The following is a 19,314-nucleotide window of genomic DNA, read 5'->3' as shown; positions in this document are numbered from 1 at the left end:
GTTGGAACTCGGAGCGCCGTTGCCGCATCGCGACGTGCAATTGGTGCGCGACGCCATGCGCAGCCGCCTGTCCGAGGCGTTTCGCACCATGCAACCTGCCGACGCAGCATCGATCCAAGTGACGCCGCGCAGAATTCCCGGAGCGGCAGGAAGTGCGCCGATCCGGCCGGGCGAGTTGGACTGGGTGAATCAGCGCCTCGTCAGCGCCGAGCACGTGGTGTTCGGCAAGGAAGCCAAAGGAGGCTGCCGATTTTGCCATACCTTGGAGGAGCGTGATTCCGGGTTGAGCGTCACACCGACGGCGATTCCGGATCGGTGGCAAACACACGCTCGGTTCAATCACGCGAGTCATCGCCTATTGGATTGTGGGGCGTGTCACGATCGCGCCACAGGTAGCACGGCGACGGCAGAAATTCTGTTGCCGGGCATCGCGATCTGCCGTGAATGCCACGGCGCGTCCGCCTCGAAATCAGGTCAGGCCGGCGATCGCTGCGTGGAGTGTCATGATTATCACGATCATGGCCAGGACACACTGGCCGGCAGGCTGGGATTGAACCTCGAACCCGTCGGCGTACGGCAGCGCACCAGCGCGACCGCTGACGAGGCGGTGCAACCATGAGCGTGGCGCGTCAATTCGTGAAAGCGTCGCTAGTCGCCGCGTGGGCCACGGTAGGAATTGCCTGGCTCGCCACAGCGCCGCGCGCCGACGGGCCGGAGGAATTGACGTTGCCAGCGGCGAATGCGGCACAGCCAAGTCAAGCCAAGTGGGTCGGTGTCGGCGGGTGCGCCGCGGCGGCCTGCCATGGCGGCGAAGTGGAGAAACCGCGCGGCGAGTACACAACGTGGATCTCGCGCGATTCCCACTCCCGAGCCTACTCGGTCCTGTTCAACGAAACGTCGCTCCAGATGGCGCGGCAGTTGGCCGGCGGCGACGCTTCGAGGGCCCTGCCGCCGCATGAGGATCGACGTTGCCTGGCATGCCATGCGCCGACGGGGCCTGATTCGGAGCGATCACCGCAACTCGTCGGCGACGGCGTCGGCTGCGAAGCCTGCCACGGCGCGGCGGACAAATGGGCCTCCGCACACTCCACGATCGACTGGAAGAGTCTGGCACCGGCAGAGAAAGCGACAAAACGCAAGCAGTTGGGCATGACCGACACGCGCGACGTATTGGTCCGCACCCAGCAATGCGTCCGCTGCCACGTTGGCGAAGGTGAGGCCGACGTCACGCACGACCTGATCGCGGCCGGTCACCCGCGACTCAGTTTCGAGATGGGCACGTTTCACGATCAAATGCCCAAGCACTGGTCGCACGAGGCGGAACGAAGTGCCGACCGGGCCTTCGAAGCCAAACTCTGGGTAGTGGGACAGTTGACCGCGGCGGCGGCGCATTTCGAACTAATCGCCGCTCGTGCGGAACGGGGCAATAGGATTGAATTCGCCAATTACGACTGCTATGCGTGCCATCATGAGTTGCGCGCGCGCGGCACGCGACCACAGAACACGCCTGGCGAGACGCATGGCGCGTTGCGATTGCTGACTTGGTATGTTCCAGACAAGGGTCTCTGGGATGTGCTTCGCGATGAGGATACGAAAGCGATCGTGGCGCTCGAATCCGACCGGGCCGCATTGCTCGCGCGATTTTTGGCCGACCATTTACGCGGCTGGGCACTGGAGCAGCAGTTACTTCGCCAATGGGGTCGCGACGACATCGAGGAAATTCTGAAGAAGCTGGCCGCCACGCCGCCAGAGCACGCTACTTGGGACCAGTGCACGCAATGGTATTTGGCCATCGTGGCCACCGAACGCGCGCGGTTGGATCATTACGACGCGCCGCCCTTGGGCGCAGCGGCGGAGCGTGATCAGCACGTGCAATTGCAGTTGCAGGCAATCAAAGAGTTGCTCAATTTCTCGGCCGGCGACGCGAATCACGTGTTGAATAGCCCGCGAGACTTTGATCCCCAGGCATTTACCGATGCCGCACAACGCTTGAGCAAGTTGCTTCAAGAACGCAAAGCGTCGGGAGGTAATCCATGACGCGAACGCGAGCCGGACTGCTTAGCGCTTCGGCAATGCTTGCGCTGGTTGTGCTTGCTTGGCCGTCGGTGAACGCCGCCGACCTTGCTGGGAAAGCCGAGCTGGCCGTGGCTGATGCGAACAGTGAGCCGTTGTATTCCGGCGTCTTCGCGTGCTTGGGCTGCCACAGCGCCGGTGAGCAGTCGCCCTATGTCGAAAGCCTGGCGCTCGTGCGGATGGACGAAGTACGAGTGTGGCACGAGCAGGACAAGCACAGTCTGGCGTATTGCGTGCTATCAGGCGAACTCGGACGACAGATGTCTGAGAGGCTGGGCGTCAATGTAACGACGGCCAAGGAATGCTTGGCCTGCCACGCGCCGCGTCATGAGCAACGGAGCGCCGATTCCAATGCACCGCCCAACTACAAGCTTTCCGAAGGCGTATCCTGCGAAGACTGCCACGGCGGCTCGCGCGGTTGGCACCGGCTACATGTCTTGAAAGACCAATGGCGCGAACTGTCGCCGGAACAAAAACAATCGCACGGGATGAACGACCTCCGCGATCCGCTGACGCGGGCGAACGTGTGCCTCGATTGCCATGTCGGCAACGCGAAAGAAGGCCAGATCGTCACGCACGCGATGTACGCCGCCGGACATCCGCCGCTCGCGAGCATCGATATCGTCGCCTACGCCAACGACATGCCGCGACATTGGCGAACGCCGGGTGAACAGGCCGAGCGCGGCGCGGCGCGGGTCGAGACGGATCCAATTGCGGACGCGCGCATGGCAATGGCGGGCCATCTAGCTGCGGGAGAACGTTCGCTGCGGTTGGCTACTCGCGCTTACGAGGGCCTGCCTGACTTCGCGAACTTCGATTGCGACGCTTGTCATCATGAATTGTCGTCGCCGAGTTGGCGGCAGGCGCGGCTCACGCGCGGTATGCCTGGGCGACCGATGTTCCGAGAGTGGCCGTTGCAGATGGCGGCGCTGACATCGGAACTTGTGGCCGCGGATGGATCGAATGACACCGTACGTGGCTCGCTCAACGAAATCAGCGGAGCGCTCCAGTCGCGTCCCTTCGGCGGCGATGGGAAAGCAAGCGCGGCAGCTGCGCTCGCCCTGGCCGACATGTGGGCACGGCAAGCGGAAAAACTCGCCGCCGCTGGCCAGCAGCCATCGGATAGCAAGCGCTGGACCGACGCGATTTTGGAGCGAGCCCTCGATTCCCAGCAGCCGCCGGACTACGATACAGCGCGGACCTTGGCCTGGTTGCTGAAGTACGCAGTGAGTACGCCAAGCGACGAAGCAAACACCGAGGCCGAAGTCGCGTGGAATGAACTCGACAGCCAGCTCGGACTATCCATCCCGCACGGCAGCGCGTCTTCTGTAGCCGAGGTCTGTGACCTCGGCGGAGAGGACGTCGACAACGGACCGGCGCTGCAAGGCACAAACCGTCGCACGCAACCGGCAGCTACGAGACCGGCCACCGTATCTCAAACGCTCCCGCAAACATTACGCGCCAGAGCGAACTACGATCCAGTGAAATTCCAGCAAGCCATTCAGCGATTCGCCGATAGCGCCCGAACTCGATAGTTCGTTGGCGTGGGCGATTGCATCGTCACCTCTCAAACCCCGGCGTGCGCCCATGGCCCGAATCACCTTTCATGGCGCGGCCGAGACCGTGACCGGCTCCAAATACTTGTTGGAGGCCGGCGACACGAGCGTGCTGATCGATTGCGGGTTGTTTCAGGGGTTGAAGGAGTTACGCCTACGCAACTGGGCCGCGTTGCCATTCAAGGCCTCGACCGTCGACGCCTGCGTGCTGACGCACGTGCATATCGATCACGTCGGCTACCTGCCGAAGTTCGTGCAACAGGGCTTTCACGGCCCAGTGTATGGCACGCCAGTGACGGTGGAATTGTGCGATCTGATGCTATACGACTCTGCCAAGAACCAGGAATCGGACGCCGAGCATGCGAACCGGCACGGATATACCAAGCATCACCCCGCCCAGGCGCTCTACGACGAGCATGACGTGACTCGGACGCTCAAGTTGTTGCGACGCCAATCGCTCGGCGCTTGGTTCCAGGCCGCCGGTCCGATCTGGTGTCGGTATCACGACGCCGGGCATCTGCTGGGCAGCGCGATGATCGAAGTCGAGATTCGCGATCAATCGCCGCCGTTACGCATTCTATTTTCGGGCGACGTCGGGCGTTACAACGCGCCGCTGTATCATGATCCGTCGCCGCCGACTGCGTGCGACTATTTGATTTGCGAGAGCACCTACGGCAACCGCGATCATCCGGAAGAGGCGATTCTCGACCAACTCTGCGAAGTGGTGCTGGCGGGCAACGCGCGCGGCGGGGTGTTGCTCACCGCGTCGTTTGCCGTGGGGCGCGCACAGCAATTCGTTTACCTCATGGAGATCCTGATCGCGCAGGGCCGCATCCCGGAGATGCCGATCTATATCGACAGCCCTATGGCGGTCGACGCCACGCACATCTTTCAGACCTACCGTGCGGACCACGATCTCGCCGAAGGCAAGCTGCGCGGCAAGGGGAGTGAGCTTTTCGGTCCGAACGTGCAGTTAGCCCGCAGCGCCGAGGAATCGAAGCGGATCAACATCGAAAAAGGCCCAGCGATGATTATCGCCTCTTCCGGGATGATGACGGGCGGGCGGATTCTCCATCATCTCAAGCAGCGATTGCCGGACCCGAAGAACACGATCGTGCTTGGCGGCTTTCAAGCCATCGGCACGCGCGGGCGGCAACTGCAGGAAGGCGCGAGATCGATTCGCATTCATGGCCGCGATATCCCAGTGCGAGCAAACATCGCATCTGCATCGAGCCTCAGCGGCCATGCGGGGCGGAGCGAGTTGCTACGCTGGCTCGCCGATCTCCCCGCGCCGCGGCAAGTGTTCTTGACGCATGGCGAAAAGGCGAGTTCGGAGTCGTTCGCGGCGGCATTGCGCACGACGCGGCAATGGGATGTCGTAGTTCCACGGATGGGGCAGGCTTTTGAGTTGTAGCGGTCTCGTTCGCAGCTACCACGATTAAGCCCAGGGAAGGCCACCCGAGACGTGCGCCTTGGCATTCGTCTCTTAGGGCCTTCCCTGGGCTTTTTACTTGTTACATACTCCGTTGCAGGAGCTACGCCGACTTACTACTGAATCTCCACATCGTCGCCGGGGCCGCCGTCGAGGACGTCGACACCCGGTCCGCCGAGCAGCACGTCGTCACCTTCGCCGCCGAGGAGCACGTCGTTGCCGTCGCCGCCAACGAGGATGTCATCATCTGCGCCGCCATCGGCGGTGAGTTGAATCCCGGACGCCGCGAGTCCCGAGGCCTCGACGACATCGTCGCCCGCCAAGGCGTTCACCGTCAGACGATCATTCGCCGACTCGGCGCCAGTGATGTTGATCTGCGCGGCCAGACCGAGTACGGAGACGCCGGACGCATCGCCGACGACCAAGGCGATATCATCGCCGTTGGTGCCTTGGACGATCACATTATCCGCTTGACCGTCGCCAGCGTTGCCGCCAATGGTCGAGGCGAGGCGAAGATTCACTTCCGTTACGTCGGTGCCGGAGAGGTCATTGACGACAATGCGGTCCGCGCCTCCTAAGGCGTTGAAGTTGACCGCTTCGACGTCGTTCAAATCCATGACGACGTTGGCGACGTTTCGCAAGAACAACACCCGGCCGCCGTTGGCCAGGATATCGATATTCTCCGCGATGTTCGCGCCGTTGAACTCCATCTTGTCGAAGCCGTCTTGGCCTTCGAGCGTGTCATTGTCGTCGCCCGGATTCCAGACGAAAGTGTCGTCGCCGGCGCCCATCAAAGCGGTGTCATTGCCGTCGCCGCCGTTGAAGAGGTCGTTTCCTTCGCTGCCCAGGAAAATGTCGTTCCCCAGTCCGCCATTCATGGTGAGTTGAATGCCGTCGGCTTCGAGCGAAATGGCGTCGATCACATCGTCGCCGCCCAGTCCGTTGAGTGTGAGCCGGTCATTCGCCACTTCCTGGAAGAAGATATCGACGGCCGCTTGCAGTCCGAAGACGTTGACTCCACCGGCGTCTCCAGCGACGCCGAAGTTGTCCGCGCCGTTGGTGCCATTGACCGTGACGGTGTCCGCGGCGCCATCGCCGTTGCCATTGGGTCCGCGGAGGTCGAGGCCGACTTTCGTGACGTCGGTGCCCGACAGATCGCCGACGACGATATTGTCCGCGCCGCCCAAGGCGCGGAAATCGATTGCTTCCACGTCGTTGAGGTCCATCGTCACGTTGGCCACGTCGCGGAGAAACAGGGCACGCCCGCCATTGGCGATGATGTTGATGTTTTCGCTCGCGCCAGAGCCGAAGAATAACATCCGGTCGGCGCCGTCCTGGCCTTCGATAGTGTCGTTGCCATCGCCCGGATCCCATTGGAAAATATCGTTGTCGGCGCCCATAAAAGCGACGTCGTTGCCGTTGTCGCCAAAAATAAAGTCATTGCCATCGCCGCCGAAGAACGTGTCGGCGCCTTGCGAGCCGAGCAACGTGTCGTTGTTGGCGCCACCGTCGATGGTCAGCTTGATCACGCCGGCCGGCAGCGTCGTCGCCGTTACGCCATCGTTGCCGCCAAGCGTGTTGATGACGAGCGCGTCGTTCGCGCCTTCCGAGTTGGTGATGTTCACCAACGCCGGGAGTCCGACGACGGCAACCGACGTGCCTGCGCCGAAGACGTCGACAATGTCGTTGCCATTCGTGCCGTTCATAATCACGACGTCCGCCTGCCCGTCGCCGGCCGTCCCGCCGATCGTCCCGGCCAGGTCGATGTTAATCTCGGTCAGATCCGTCCCGGTCAAATCGTGGACCGTGGTGGTATCCGTATTGCCGAGCGTATTCAGATCGATGCTCTCGACATCGTTCAAATCCATCACGATGCTGCCGAGATTGCGCGTAAACAGCACGCGACCGCCGTTGGCCGAGATGTCGAACACCTCAGCTCCGGCCGAACCGTTAAACAGCATCGCGTCGGATCCGTCCTGCCCCTCAACGACGTCGCTACCGTCGCCCGGATCCCACTGGAACGTGTCGTCGCCGGCGCCCATCAGCGCCGTGTCGTTGCCCTGTTGTCCGTCGATGAAGTCGTTGCCATCGCCGCCGATCAACAAGTCGACGCCGTTGCTCCCCAGCAACGTGTCATTGCCCGTACCGCCGTCTACCGTGATCTGAATCAACGCCGCCAGATTGCCCGTCGCGGAGAACGAGTCGTCGCCGCCATTGGCGTTGACGGTTAGCTTCTCGCTGGTGCCGATATCGATTGCGAACGGCGCCGGGTCGATTCGATCGAACCGCACGCGCGTGCCGTTGGCCGTGGTCGTGAAGACTTCCGCGCCGTTGCCGCCGTTGACTTCGACGGTATCAACACCGGCGCCGCCTTCGTTCAGGTCGGTATCATCGCCGGAGTTCCAGATCATCCGATCATCGCCCCCTTGGCCGAACGCCAGGTCGTCCGCGTCGCCGCCAGTGAGAATGTCGTTGTCGTTGCCGCCGAAGAGTTGATCGAAGCCTCCCTTGCCGAGCAGCGTGTCGTTGCCATTCTGGCCGAAGAGCTGATCGTTCCCACTGCCGCCGGTGAGCGTGTCGTTACCGACGCCGCCGTAGATGAACGCCTGCGGCAGCGCGCCATTGGCCTCATTGAGCGTCAGGGTGTCGTTGCCGGCGTTCCCGAAGAGTTGGATCCGCGTCGTGTTCGCCACAGTGGGCGTGCCACCGATGATATTCACCGCACCGCCATTGACCAGCAATTGTCCGGCCGCGTTCCGGCTGACTTCGATATTGTTATCCAGATTGTCACCGACGATCGCCAGAGAGCCTACGTTCGGGATAAACAGGGCGTTCACGGCCGGAGTGATGCGGGCCGACAGGGTCTCGAACGTCGCGGCGCGGCGCTTCGCCGCCGGCATGTTGCGCCGTACACGACCGGACAACCATTGAATCCAAGTGCTTCGCGACATGGGGCGGCCTCTTCGTTAATGGGGACAATTGGACAGGAGTTATCGCGTGCGGCGCGACGCTTCGTGGCAGACGCCGCCGAATTGTCAGGTCGGGCGGCGAACTGCGAAGGCGAGCGGACAGGGCCTGACGGCCTTGTCCTTCCACAGCCTTCTTCGCGGGAATCACGGCTCTGTGACAGACTCGGCAAAAAAAATTTCGGACGTGTTCTCAAGTGAATCGAAATCGTCGCCTGGGACCGGTTTAATACCACAGCCAAAAGCGGTGCGCAGTCGGTGGAGTGCGCTTGCCAGCGGAGGCGTGGCCGCCTCACACTGGCGACAACGCGTGGGTACAATGGGGGGAATCCCCAAGGCGGCTGGCGGCGGCCAGAGTCGGATCAAAAAAAGCAGTACGCAAAAATTGCACGCCGTGGAACAGGGCAGGAGAGCCCGGCGACGGAAGGAATGAGCTATGCCACCAGAAGACTCGGGCGCGGAACCAGAATTGTTCGCCGCGCCGGAGGAACGCGTGGCGTTCGATCGCTTCACGCGCCGTTTGATTGGTTTGGCACGAGCGCATTTGGACGTGCGGTTGCAACACAAAATCGAGCCGGAAGACGTCGTACAATCGGTCTATCGAAGCTTCTTCGTACGATACGGCCAGGGCCTGCCGGCGGACCAGGAAATTGAAGGCTTATGGCCATTGTTGACGCTGATCACGGTCCGCAAATGCGCCGACCGTGTGCGGTATTTTCAGGCCGAACGCCGAAACATGGCGCGCGAGACTGCGACCGGCGGCGGCGACGATCGCCCCGCCCCATGGCAAGAGGCCGTCGGCCGGGAACCGACGCCAGAGCACGTCGCCGTACTGGCGGAAACGTTGGAAAACCTGCTGGGCGGCCTCGACGCCGACGACCGCTCGATTATCGAGCTGAGTTTGCAGGGCTACTCGACACAAGAAGTGAGCGAGAAACTTAAGCGGGCAGAGCGATCGGTGCGCCGACTGCGGGAACGAGTTCGCAAGCAGTTGGAACGGAATTGATGCGCGAACTAATCTGGTCCCCACTGCGTCGCATTGGCGGGCGTACGGAAATCTGACGCCGTAACATTGGGCGCCGTTTCACGCCGTAATGAGAACCCGAATGCGGCGGGGCCACGTGGCGGCGCCGCGAATGGATCGATCTGGGGGCAGGCAACCTGGCGGAAATCGCTCACAAAAAGTGCGGATTCTCCACAGGGATAGCAGGAATTAACTCGGAAGACGATCGAGTATATTGAAAGTATTGCCGGCCGACGAAGTGGATCGCATGAAGCCTTACCGATCGAGTCATGACCAATTCTCGCAGATGGTGGCCAACCCAAGCTGGTCCCAGTGCGAAGGATTGATCAAATCATTTGAGTTCGCCTGGCGCAATGGACAAGTGCCGTCGATCCAAGACCACCTGCTCTCCGGCAGCGACGTGCGCGAGGCGCTGTTGCTGGAGTTGGTCCATATCGATCTCGAATTCCGGCTGAAGAACGGCGATGCCGCGCGGGTCGAAGACTATGTTTCGATGTTCCCCACGCTGGCCGCCGACGCCAACCATCTGGTCGAACTGCTGGCAACGGAGTATCAGTTCCGGCGTCGCAGTGATCGCGGACTAACGCTCGAAGAATACCGCCAGCGATTTCCGGACTTGGCGGGCTCGCTCGCCGAGCGGTTGGCGACCGTTCACGCCAAGACGATGATCGCCGCGTCTGGAGCGCCACTCTTAGCGCCCGGCGCTTGGCCCGAAGTGCCGGGTTACGAAATGATCGAACAGATCGGGCGCGGCGGCATGGGCATCGTCTACCGCGCCCGGGAGCCGAAGCTCGATCGCCAGGTGGCGGTGAAGTTTCTGCCGGAAGAGTTTGTTCGCCATTCGGAGCGGCTGGAGCGCTTTCTGCGCGAGGCCCGCACCGCCTCGGCGTTGAATCATCCGCACATCTGCACGGTGCATGCCCTCGATGAACACGACGGGCGGCCGTTCATCGTAATGGAGTTGGTTGAAGGCGAAACGCTGCGGCCGTTGGCCGCGCGCGGTCCCTCGGTGGAGGATTCCGTCGCCTGGGTAGAACAAGCCGCGCGCGCGCTGGCATCGGCGCATGCGGCCGGTGTCGTGCATCGCGACGTGAAGCCGGAAAACATCATGGTCCGCCCGGACGGGTATGTAAAAGTGCTCGATTTCGGTCTCGCGCGTCGTTTGCCGAGCCTGACCGACGCAGACGCGGGCGCAAGCGCCGACACCAGCGCCGGCGCGTTGCTGGGCACGGTAGGCTACATGTCGCCGGAGCAAACCCGTGGCGCGGCCGCGACGCCGGCTTCGGACGTGTTTTCGCTAGGCATCGTATTGTACGAGTTGCTCGCATCGCGGCATCCATTCTCGGGCGATACTCCGATCTCCACGCTCCATGCGATCGCCGCGAGCCCGGCGCTTCCGCTCGGTCAATTGAATCCGCGAGTGCCTGCGGCGCTCTCAGGACTGGTCGACGCGATGCTGGAGAAAGAGGCCCGCTTGCGCCCCACCGCCGCGGCCGTGCAGGAGATGCTGGCGACGATGGAGCTCGCCGCGCCGGAGCGTGGTGCGCCGGTCATGCGGCCGGTCGTGCATCGCAAAGCCGAGCTCTCGGAGCTCCGCACGGCGTTCGCGCAAGCCGACGGCGGTCGCGGAAGCATGGTCTGCCTGCGCGGTGAGCCAGGGATTGGCAAGACGACAGTCGCCGAAGACTTTCTCAGCGAGTTGACGGAAGGCGATACGACTTGCTTGATCGCGCGGGGGCATTGCTCGGAGCGGCTGGCCGAAGCGGAGGCGTACTTACCCGTCGTAGACGCGCTCGAAAGCCTGTTGCGCAGCGATGAATCCGGGATCGGTCAGCGCACACTGGGCCTGCTGGCGCCGACCTGGTGCGCGCAACTTTCGCCCTGTTTGACGCACATTACTGGAAATACATCGCGAACAGCGATCGCCGGCTCGCAGCAAGCGATGTTGCGCGAGTTCTGCGGTTTCCTGCAACAAGCTTCGCGCTTGTCCACGATCGTGCTGTTTTTCGATGACGTGCATTGGGCCGACCTTTCGACGGTGGATTTGCTGGCGCATGTTGGCCGGCAATGCCAGGACCTGCGCGTGTTGATCCTGGTCACGTATCGCCCGACGGAAATGTTGCTCGGCCGGCATCCGTTCCGTGGCGTGCAACAGGAGTTACAGGGACGCGGCGCCTGTACCGAATTGGAGCTGGGCTTCCTCGCGCGGCGTGACGTTGACGATTATTTGCAGTTGATGTTTCCCGGCCATGCGCTGCCGACGGACTTCGCCGACTTGATTTACGCCCGCACCGAGGGCAGCCCGCTCTTCATGGCGGACCTCGTGCGGTATTTGCGCGAGCAAGGCGTGCTGGCCGAGGTTGATGGACGCTGGACCGTGGCGCACGATCTGCCGGACTTGTCGCGCGAATTGCCGGAGTCGGTCCGCGGGATGATCGAGCGCAAGCTGGATCGCCTCGAAGAGGACGATCGGCGCTTGCTGACCGCGGCGGCCGTGCTGGGGCACGAGTTCGAATCGTTGCTGATCTCGGACGCGTTGGAACAAGATCCGGCCTGGGTCGAAGAGCGCTTGCAAGTGCTCGACAACGTGCATGGCTTGGTTCGCACCGCGCGTTCGCACGAATTGCCCGACGGCGGGTTGTCAGTGCGCTGTTCGTTCGTGCATATCCTGTATCAACAGGCGCTTTATCATCAATTGCTGCCGACGCGACGCGCGCAGTGGAGCCTGGCGTTGGCCAAGGCAATGGAGACGCGTTGGCGCGGCTCGTCGGGCGCGCATCACTCCGAGTTGGCCTGCTTGTACGAGGTCGGGCGAGATTATCTGGCCGCGGCGCGGCAGTTCTGGTTGGCCGCGCTGCACGCCGCGCGGATTTATGCCCACGGCGAAGCGGCCGGACTCGCGAAGCGCGGCGTGAAGTTGATTGAAACGATGACGGACTCGCCGGAGCGCGCCGATTTGGAACTGCGATTGCAAACCACGCTGGGCCTGCAATTGCAATTCATCCATGGCTACGGAGCGCCCTTGGCCGAAGCCGCCTATCAGCGCGGGCGTGCGCTCTGCCAACCGGGAAGTGCTAATCAGCCGCTGTTCCCGGTGCTGTGGGGGTTATGGCTTTGTCACAAAGTGCGGTCGGATTTGTCAACCGCGCAAGTGCTGGCAGGCGAGTTATCGATCCTGGCGCGCCAGTTGCATGATCCGAATCTCGCGTTGCAGGCGCACCAGGCGCTCGCCATGACGGCGCTCTGTCGCGGCGAGGAAGAAGCGGCGCTGCAGCATGTGGAGCAAGCCGCCGCGCTCTACGATCCCGAACGTCACCGCGGCCATGCGTTTCAGTTCGGGCAGGATCCCGGCGTCATCTGCAAAGCACTCGGCGCCGTGGCGCTGTGGCTGCTCGGCTACCCAGACGCCGCTGCGCGCCAGGCGTCGCAGGGGATTGCGATGAGCGACGGCCTGACGCCGAACAGCCAGGCCGTGGCCTACTATTTTGCGGCCATGGTCCATCAACTCCGCCGCGACGTTCCCGAGGCGCGCCGCTGCGCCGCGGCCAGCCACGCGATTGCGCACGAACATGGCTACACATTCTGGCGCGCAAGCAGCGCGATCTTGCTCGGCTGGGCCGATGCCGCGGATGGAAATCATGCGCAAGGAATCTCCGCGATGCGGCAAGCCCTCGTGGAATGGCAGGCCTCCGGCAGTGTCACGTATCGCACGTACTACCTCGGCTTGTTGGCGGAATCGCTACTGGCCGCTGGGGAAATTGGCGAAGCGCGCAAGGTGGCCGAAGAATCGCTCGCACTCGTCGAGCGCACCGGCGAACGGTATTACGAGGCGGAGCTGCATCGCCTACTGGCCGAAACCACGCGGGCGATCGATCCCCACGACATGAATAGCGAGGCCAGCCTGCGCCGGGCCGTGCAAGTCGCGCAACGACAACGCACACGCTCGCTTGAGCTGCGCGTCTTGGTGGATCAAACGCAGTCGGCGAGAAAGCAAGGAACGGACGCGAACCCCTACGAAAACGCACTGCGGGACATACTCGCCTGGTTTTCCCAGGGGCTCGACACGCCGGACTTGGCGAAAGCGCGCGCCATCTGTGATGCGCGATAGGGCGATTCAATAAATCTCAATGCTCTTCAGCACATCGCCGCCGCTGGCGAGGGCGGCTTGCAGGCAGCGTTCGGCGGACGTGAGCAAGTCGCGCGGCGGGAAGTTCGGCGAGGGCACAGCGACGCTCGCCGCGCCCACGCTGAGAGACAGGCGGACGTCGGTCTTCGGTTGCGTGCTGCGGCGGACGGCGCGGAGCAACTGATGCCCTTGCTCGACGGCTTGCCGGCGATCGCAGTCGATCAGCACCACCATCCAACGGCCATCGGTCAGTTCGACGCATTGCGCCGCTGGATCGTGGTCGATAGATTCGCAATAGCGCTGCACGCGCTCCAGCCATTGCACCATCGCGGAGCGGCCGAGGTGTACGAGCAACTCGTCTTGATGATCGACTTCGATGCACAACAGGCTGAGCGAGCACCGCGACTGTCTGGCCGCGGCCACTGCAGCCGTGAGCCGCCCGCCGATGCCGGGATCGACGTCTCCGGAAGTCGAGCGTTCGCCGCCGCGCGAAGCGGTCGGCGGCGCCTTTGGTTTGATGGCCTCTTTGACCGGCGCGACCGGTCGGCTGGGCAACTCAGCGCGCTCCTTCGGTTGAGTCGATAACTGCTGCACTGCGGCAGAAAGCGACTGGCAATCTTCCAGCAGGGCGATTTCCGCTTGATCGGTTCCACCGGCGTTTTGTCGCACGAGATCGCCGACCAGTTCCGCGGCCGTGGCGGCCAGGCGTTCATGCGCGGCCCGCCAGACTTGTTCGTAGCGAAAATCCTTCGGCAGCTCCAAACTCAAGGCGTCCGCCAGTTGGCTCACGCGTTGTTCCAGGTCGCGAAGCAGCTCTTCGAAATCCCGTTCCGTGAGCCCGCGAAAGGCGCGGCCGCAGGCGTGCAGATCGGCGAGCGCTTCTTGTCGGCCGTCGGCCATCAGTTCGGCGACCAGGTTTGCGAGCCGCAGCACCTGGGTCAATTCGAGTTCCGTCCCTTGCAACCGGGTCATCAGCGCCGGATCGTTGGCCGCGGCGATCGCCGTGCTGAGCGTCGCCGGCAGCCGCCATTGGTCCAGCAGGCGCACGGTCAGCGCCGCATGATCGAAGCCGAGCGCCTTCATTTCCATCCGCAACAGGTTCGCCCGTTCGCGATGGACCCGGTCGTAAAACGTGATCCACGCTTCGCCCAGTTCCTGCGCCAACACCAGGAGCCCAATGTCTTCCAAAAGCGCCGCGATGAAGGCGTCGTCTCCTGGCACGCGCCAGTATTGTTCCGCGAGCTCTCGCGCGACGACCGCCCGCGTGAGCGTGCGCCGCCAATAGTGATTGAGGAACTCCGCCCCGACGCCGCGAAACAGCGCGTCCGGCAAGCTGAAGCCGAGGACCAGCAATTTGAGCGGCTTGGTACCCAGGAGCGCGAGCGCCTGGTTCAGATCGCGAACTTCGCGGCTCAGCCCGAACAGCGAACTATTCACGACGCGCAGCACTTTGGCCGTGAGGGCCGGATCGTTCTCGACGCATTCCTTGAGCGCCCGCACGTCGACCTTGGGATTCTCGGTCAATTCCATGACGCGCACGGCGACGCTGGGGAGCGTGAACAGCTCTCCGGCGCGGGCGGCGATTTTTTGCACGGGGGATGCGACGGCGGTCATGAAAGCGGGGGCGCCTCCGGCCCCTGGGGGACCGGCGTGAATTAGGTGAAGGGATCGTGAGGATCAACCGAGGCACAGTGGGCGCGCAGTTTCCGCGCGCCGCCGACTCCGGTCGAGCTTTCTTTCACCACAAGGCTAGCTCACGGTTCATTTTAGAAGGTTCGCACGTGGTTTCGCGAAGTGGCAAACTACCCTCTGCGCTGTGTTCGGCTGGACTGGGGCTTGGCGGTTGCGCGGGTTGTGCTTTGTTTGACTCGCGGGGCTCTCGGCCTATAATCTGGCAGAGTTTGGAAATCCGCTCTGTGACGTTACTTGCGTAAGTTCGGCGGACTATGAAACGTGGGTGGGACGGATCGACCCAGGGGGACCATCGACGGCGCGTTATCGCGCTGGGCCGATGTGTTTGGCTATGGGGATTGGTGATTGCCTCGTGGGGGCCGGCGCAGACCTACGCCGCCGATCCTCCGGCCGCTGACGCCGTCGCGGAACAGCGATTTGGGCGATTTATTCGCGTCGAATCGCCGATCACCGATCGCGTACGCCGGCATGTGGAGCGTATGGCGCGAGAGGTCGTCCAACAGGCCAAACGCCGCGACGCCAACGCCTTGCCGATTTTGGTTTTCGAGCTGCGGCCCGGTCAGAGCGATTTCGGCAACGCCACGGAACTAGCGCGATTTCTCGCCAGCGACGCGCTGGGCGGCGCGACGACGATCGCGTTTGTGCCGGAAGACCTGACAGGACACACGGCGTTGGTCGCGCTAGCCTGCCAAGAAATCATCATGGCGCCCGAGGCCAAGCTGGGCGCGGCGACTCCGCACGGGGAAAACATCCCGGCCGGCACGCGCGCCGAATACGCCGATATCGCGCGCCGACGGATGACCGTCCCGCCGGCAGTCGCGGTGGCGATGCTCGATCCCGCGGTCGAACTCTATGTCGCCGAAACCAACAACGACCGCCGCTTTCTGCTCGGCGAGGAGTTGGAAGCTGCGCGCGCCGCGGAGCCAGGCTTGGCGCCGAAATTGATTAAACCGCAAGGTGAGCCCGGGCTATTTTCGGGCGAACAAGGGCGCGAATTAGGATTCGTAAAGTCGCTGGCGTCCGATCGCGCCGAAGTCGCCAAACAGCTTGGGCTGCCGCGCGAGGCGCTCGTCGACGATCCCTCGCTGGCCGGCGGGTGGCGGCCGATTCGCATCAGCATTAATGGCCCGATCACGGCCCGCGTCGCGGAGCAGAATCAGTCGATCATTCACGACCAGATGGAAGGCAAGAATGTCAACCTGGTCGTGGTCTGGCTCGATAGCGAAGGGGGGTCGGTCGCCGATGCGGCGGCGCTCGCCAACGACCTGGCGAGCTTGAACCCGGCTGAAGTGCGGACCGTGGCCTACGTGCCGACCAACGCCTCCGGCGACGCCACGCTGGTTGCGCTGGCATGCGATCAAATCGTCATGCACAAACAAGCACAACTCGGTGGCGACGGCGCAATGCCGTTTCAGCCCGAGGATCGGCAGCTTGTCGTGCGGCTCTCGGAGGAGATCGCGCGCCAGAAGCAACGGTCCCCCAGCCTGGCCGGCGCGTTCTTCGACGGGAACCGTCGCGTGTTCAGCTATGTCCGCGCGGGGGACGGCTTCACCGAATACTTCACCGAAGATGAATTGCAGCGGCAGGGGGACAAGGACGATTGGCGCCAGGGCGCGGAAATCACCAAGGCCGGGCAACCATTGCGCTTGACGAGCGATCGTGCCGAAGAACTCGGACTCGCCTGGCAAGTTGTCGACGATTTCGGCGCCTTCAAGACGCTCTACGGGCTCGAAGCCGATCCCACGCTCGTCGAGCCGGGCTGGGCCGATACGTTGATCGACGCTTTGAATTCCGCCGCCGTCTCCTGGTTGATTCTCGTCGTGGGACTTTGGGCGCTGTACTTCGAGCTGCATTCGCCTGGCGTTGGCCTCGGCGGATTTCTGGCCGGAATCTGCTTCCTCCTATTCTTTTGGAGCCATCATCTCAACGGCACCGCCGGCTGGTTGGAGATCCTGCTGTTCGTGGCCGGGTTGGGTTGCCTGGTGCTGGAAGTCTTCGTGCTGCCCGGCTTCGGCGTATTCGGCATCGGTGGCGGCGCAATGATTATTACGTCGCTGGTCCTGGCGAGTCAGACCTTCGTGCTGCCCGGCAACGCCTCGGAAATGCACGAAATGAAGCGCTCGTTGCTGGTCGTCGTCGGCGCGGGCGCCGGGTTCATGGTGGCCGCCGTGTCGTTGCAACGGTTTCTGCCGCATACTCCCTGGTTCAGCAGAATCGTGCTCGCGCCGCTCACCCATGAGGAAGCCGATGAATTGGGCGCGCGCGAATCGATGGCCGATTGGCAGCATTTGCTCGGCTGCCAGGGCGTCACCACAACCCGGCTCGCGCCAGCCGGCAAGGCGCAGTTTGGCGACGCGTTGCTGGACGTAACCTCGCCCGGACAATACGTGGCCGCGGGACAGCCCGTGGAAGTGATTGAAGTCCATGGCGCCCACGTCGTCGTCCGCGAAATCTCCGCGCCGGCCTAAGTGCCCCGTCAAAGCCGGAAATTCGGGTCATCAAGACTCGTGAGTGGCTGGGGTCGAATGTACTCATTCGGCCCCAGGTCTAGCGAGCTGGGGGCGCGCGAGTACCCAGAGGGTTCGAACCTCTAACCTTCGGTTCCGTAGGCGGCAGGCCGGTTTTGGTAACGGCTTTGCGGGGTTGGTAGTTACGGAAATCCGTAACGATCGCGGTGCTCACAGTGGTGCTCGCGAGTTTGCCACTTAGGCGGCGAGTTGGCCGCTTCTTGCCACGTTCTTTGGCACGGCCGGGAATGGAACGCGCGCTGAACGCGTGATAGAACGTGGCGACCCCGCGAATGCGCGTTCCTAGCGGGGCGTCAAAACTATGTCATCTCGATTGTACGCAACGAGTTATGGATTCAACCGTCGCGCAACGATTCTTTCAGCCCTTGCTGCTGTTGTTGGCTCAAGCCACGGACAAACAGCTGGCCAGCTACCTTCAGTATTTGAAAACTGAGAACCGAATCCTGCGGAGCAAGTTGCCCAAGCGGATCACCGTGACGCCAGCGGAGCGCACGCGGCTGCTGAAGGTTGGTAAGCCGCTCGGTCGGGCCATCAAGGATCTGATCACGATCGTTTCGCCGCGCACGTTTGCGCGCTGGGTCAGCCGGGAGACGAAAAATCCGGGCAAGCCGGCCGCGGCTGCCGGCAAAGGTGGTCGGCCGCGGAAGCCGGATGAAGTCCGGGCGCTGATTCTCAAATTAGCAAGCGAAGGGGGCGGCTGCGGCGCGTCGCGGATTCACGGCATCCTGACGAATCTCGGCGTGCGGATTTCAGACGCCACGGTGCGGCGCATCCTACAGGAAAATGGGATCGACCCGGGACCGAAGCGCGCTGATTCGACCTGGAAAGAGTTTCTCAAACGTCACCGGGACACGCTTTGGGTCTGCGACTTCTTTACCAAGAACGTGGTCACAAAAGGCGGCATCGTCACGTTTTACGTGCTGTTCTTCATTCACCTGAAATCGCGGCGCGTCCACGTTGCCGGCATGACGCCTGCACCGAACGGCGATTGGATGGCGCAACAGGCGCGGAATCTCTCCATTTACTTTGCCGAGCTGGGCGAATTCAAACCCACGCACATCGTGCGCGACCGGGACACGAAGTTCACCGAGCAGTTCTGCGCGATCCTGGAAAACGACGGCATCGAGTTTAAGCCGATCCCGCCGCGCTCGCCGAACTTGAACCCGTTTGCGGAACGCTGGATTCAGAGCGTGAAACGAGAATGCCTGGATCATTTCATCGTCTTTGGCGAACCTTACTTGCCACTGGGAAACAGTTGGCGGAAAAGCTTGCGGTGGCGCTCCGGACATAGCCCCGGTGACTATCACCACGCTTGCCTTCCCAAGTCACGGAGACCGTTAAGCCCAATTCTTGGCACAGATTCCGGACCCGCTCGGCGTCATAGTGCAGCGTAGCCGTATCGTAGCGGTACGATCCGGGGACAGTCGGCACCGGCAGAATGCATTCAAAGTTTTCATTCATGCCGACAATCGGGTTCTTGGGGTCCTCAAACACCGTCTCCGACGTCTTGCCGCCGATCAGGGTGATACGGCGAATTGCCACGGCATGCTTGCGGAGCCAGTCGAGACGTTCCCGGACTTGGCTTTCCTGGTCAGCGGGGAGTTTCACCATCGTCTGACGATCAGCCTTGAGTTTCGCCAACTCGGCGGACAGTCGCTCAATCGCATTGGCTGCCATGTCGATCGCCGTTTCGGGAGCCGGGGTCCGTTTCATCAACCGGACCAACGTGGCGTTGCTGGCGTCCAGTTCCGTCGTCAGTTGGGCGATGCGTCGATCCAGGGCGTCGGTCGGCTGGGGTGCCGCCGTGGGCGTGGCCAGACAGGTTTCCAGCCGTTGGGTTTCTTTGCCGAGAGCCTTGGTAAGTTCCCCCATCAACTGCGGAAGCAGCACGTCCTCACGAACATGCCCGCCATAGTC

The 19,314-nt window shown here is 62.7% G+C and carries 11 protein-coding genes; 9 read left to right on the top strand and 2 right to left on the bottom strand.

The window, feature by feature from the left end:
• The 4 genes from SGJ19_08105 to SGJ19_08090 all read left to right on the top strand — a co-directional run.
• The coding region (locus SGJ19_08105) for a cytochrome c3 family protein (protein ID MDZ4780199.1) at window positions 1-619 on the top strand (619 nt) is incomplete at its 5' end.
• The gene (locus SGJ19_08100; GenBank protein MDZ4780198.1) at window positions 616-2,037 is read left to right on the top strand and encodes a multiheme c-type cytochrome; all 1,422 of its coding nucleotides are present in this window, start codon (window positions 616-618) and stop codon (window positions 2,035-2,037) included. The genes SGJ19_08105 and SGJ19_08100, both read left to right, overlap by 4 nt.
• Window positions 2,034-3,608 (top strand): multiheme c-type cytochrome, encoded by a 1,575-nt coding sequence (locus tag SGJ19_08095; protein MDZ4780197.1) that lies wholly within the window; start codon window positions 2,034-2,036, stop codon window positions 3,606-3,608. The genes SGJ19_08100 and SGJ19_08095 overlap by 4 nt, the downstream gene beginning before the upstream one ends.
• Window positions 3,609-3,660: 52 nt before the next feature.
• A complete protein-coding gene (locus SGJ19_08090; protein MDZ4780196.1) occupies window positions 3,661-5,043 on the top strand; it encodes an MBL fold metallo-hydrolase in 1,383 nt (460 codons plus the stop codon).
• Between the two features lie 134 nt (window positions 5,044-5,177).
• Here SGJ19_08090 and SGJ19_08085 read toward each other — a convergent pair whose 3' ends face one another.
• Window positions 5,178-8,012, bottom strand: coding sequence for a calcium-binding protein (locus SGJ19_08085; protein ID MDZ4780195.1), 2,835 nt, complete (start codon window positions 8,010-8,012; stop codon window positions 5,178-5,180).
• A 451-nt stretch (window positions 8,013-8,463) separates the two neighbouring features.
• Here SGJ19_08085 and SGJ19_08080 point away from each other — a divergent pair, with 451 nt between their 5' ends.
• Both SGJ19_08080 and SGJ19_08075 read left to right on the top strand, forming a co-directional pair.
• Window positions 8,464-9,033, top strand: coding sequence for a sigma-70 family RNA polymerase sigma factor (locus SGJ19_08080; GenBank protein ID MDZ4780194.1), 570 nt, complete (start codon window positions 8,464-8,466; stop codon window positions 9,031-9,033).
• Window positions 9,034-9,298: 265 nt separating this feature from the next.
• Window positions 9,299-13,159 carry a protein kinase gene (locus SGJ19_08075; protein ID MDZ4780193.1) on the top strand — a complete coding sequence of 1,287 codons (3,861 nt, stop codon included), beginning with the start codon at window positions 9,299-9,301 and terminating at the stop codon, window positions 13,157-13,159.
• Window positions 13,160-13,165: 6 nt separating this feature from the next.
• Here SGJ19_08075 and SGJ19_08070 read toward each other — a convergent pair whose 3' ends face one another.
• Window positions 13,166-14,791: an HDOD domain-containing protein gene (locus tag SGJ19_08070; protein MDZ4780192.1), complete on the bottom strand. Its 1,626-nt coding sequence runs from the start codon at window positions 14,789-14,791 to the stop codon at window positions 13,166-13,168.
• A gap of 419 nt (window positions 14,792-15,210) precedes the next feature.
• Here SGJ19_08070 and SGJ19_08065 point away from each other — a divergent pair, with 419 nt between their 5' ends.
• The 3 genes from SGJ19_08065 to SGJ19_08055 all read left to right on the top strand — a co-directional run.
• Window positions 15,211-17,337 (top strand): NfeD family protein, encoded by a 2,127-nt coding sequence (locus tag SGJ19_08065; protein MDZ4780191.1) that lies wholly within the window; start codon window positions 15,211-15,213, stop codon window positions 17,335-17,337.
• Window positions 17,338-17,726: 389 nt separating this feature from the next.
• Window positions 17,727-18,791 (top strand): hypothetical protein, encoded by a 1,065-nt coding sequence (locus tag SGJ19_08060; GenBank protein ID MDZ4780190.1) that lies wholly within the window; start codon window positions 17,727-17,729, stop codon window positions 18,789-18,791.
• 151 nt (window positions 18,792-18,942) lie between these two features.
• Window positions 18,943-19,314 (top strand): hypothetical protein (locus tag SGJ19_08055; protein MDZ4780189.1); only part of this gene is annotated, 372 nt, incomplete at its 3' end.

The organism is Planctomycetia bacterium (assembly GCA_034440135.1).
GTDB lineage: Bacteria > Planctomycetota > Planctomycetia > Pirellulales > JALHLM01 > JALHLM01.
The sequence above is the reverse complement of the archived record's forward strand: the minus strand, read 5'-3'. Positions and strand labels throughout refer to the sequence as shown.

What these genes read in the sequence shown, in the direction of transcription:
- SGJ19_08075 (MDZ4780193.1), top strand. Translation starts at nt 9,299, where the DNA reads ATGAAGCCTTACCGATCGAGTCATGACCAATTCTCGCAGATGGTGGCC.
- SGJ19_08060 (MDZ4780190.1), top strand. Translation starts at nt 17,727, where the DNA reads ATGGATTCAACCGTCGCGCAACGATTCTTTCAGCCCTTGCTGCTGTTG.
- SGJ19_08100 (MDZ4780198.1), top strand. Translation starts at nt 616, where the DNA reads ATGAGCGTGGCGCGTCAATTCGTGAAAGCGTCGCTAGTCGCCGCGTGG.
- SGJ19_08070 (MDZ4780192.1), bottom strand. Translation starts at nt 14,791, where the DNA reads ATGACCGCCGTCGCATCCCCCGTGCAAAAAATCGCCGCCCGCGCCGGA.
- SGJ19_08090 (MDZ4780196.1), top strand. Translation starts at nt 3,661, where the DNA reads ATGGCCCGAATCACCTTTCATGGCGCGGCCGAGACCGTGACCGGCTCC.
- SGJ19_08085 (MDZ4780195.1), bottom strand. Translation starts at nt 8,012, where the DNA reads ATGTCGCGAAGCACTTGGATTCAATGGTTGTCCGGTCGTGTACGGCGC.
- SGJ19_08080 (MDZ4780194.1), top strand. Translation starts at nt 8,464, where the DNA reads ATGCCACCAGAAGACTCGGGCGCGGAACCAGAATTGTTCGCCGCGCCG.
- SGJ19_08095 (MDZ4780197.1), top strand. Translation starts at nt 2,034, where the DNA reads ATGACGCGAACGCGAGCCGGACTGCTTAGCGCTTCGGCAATGCTTGCG.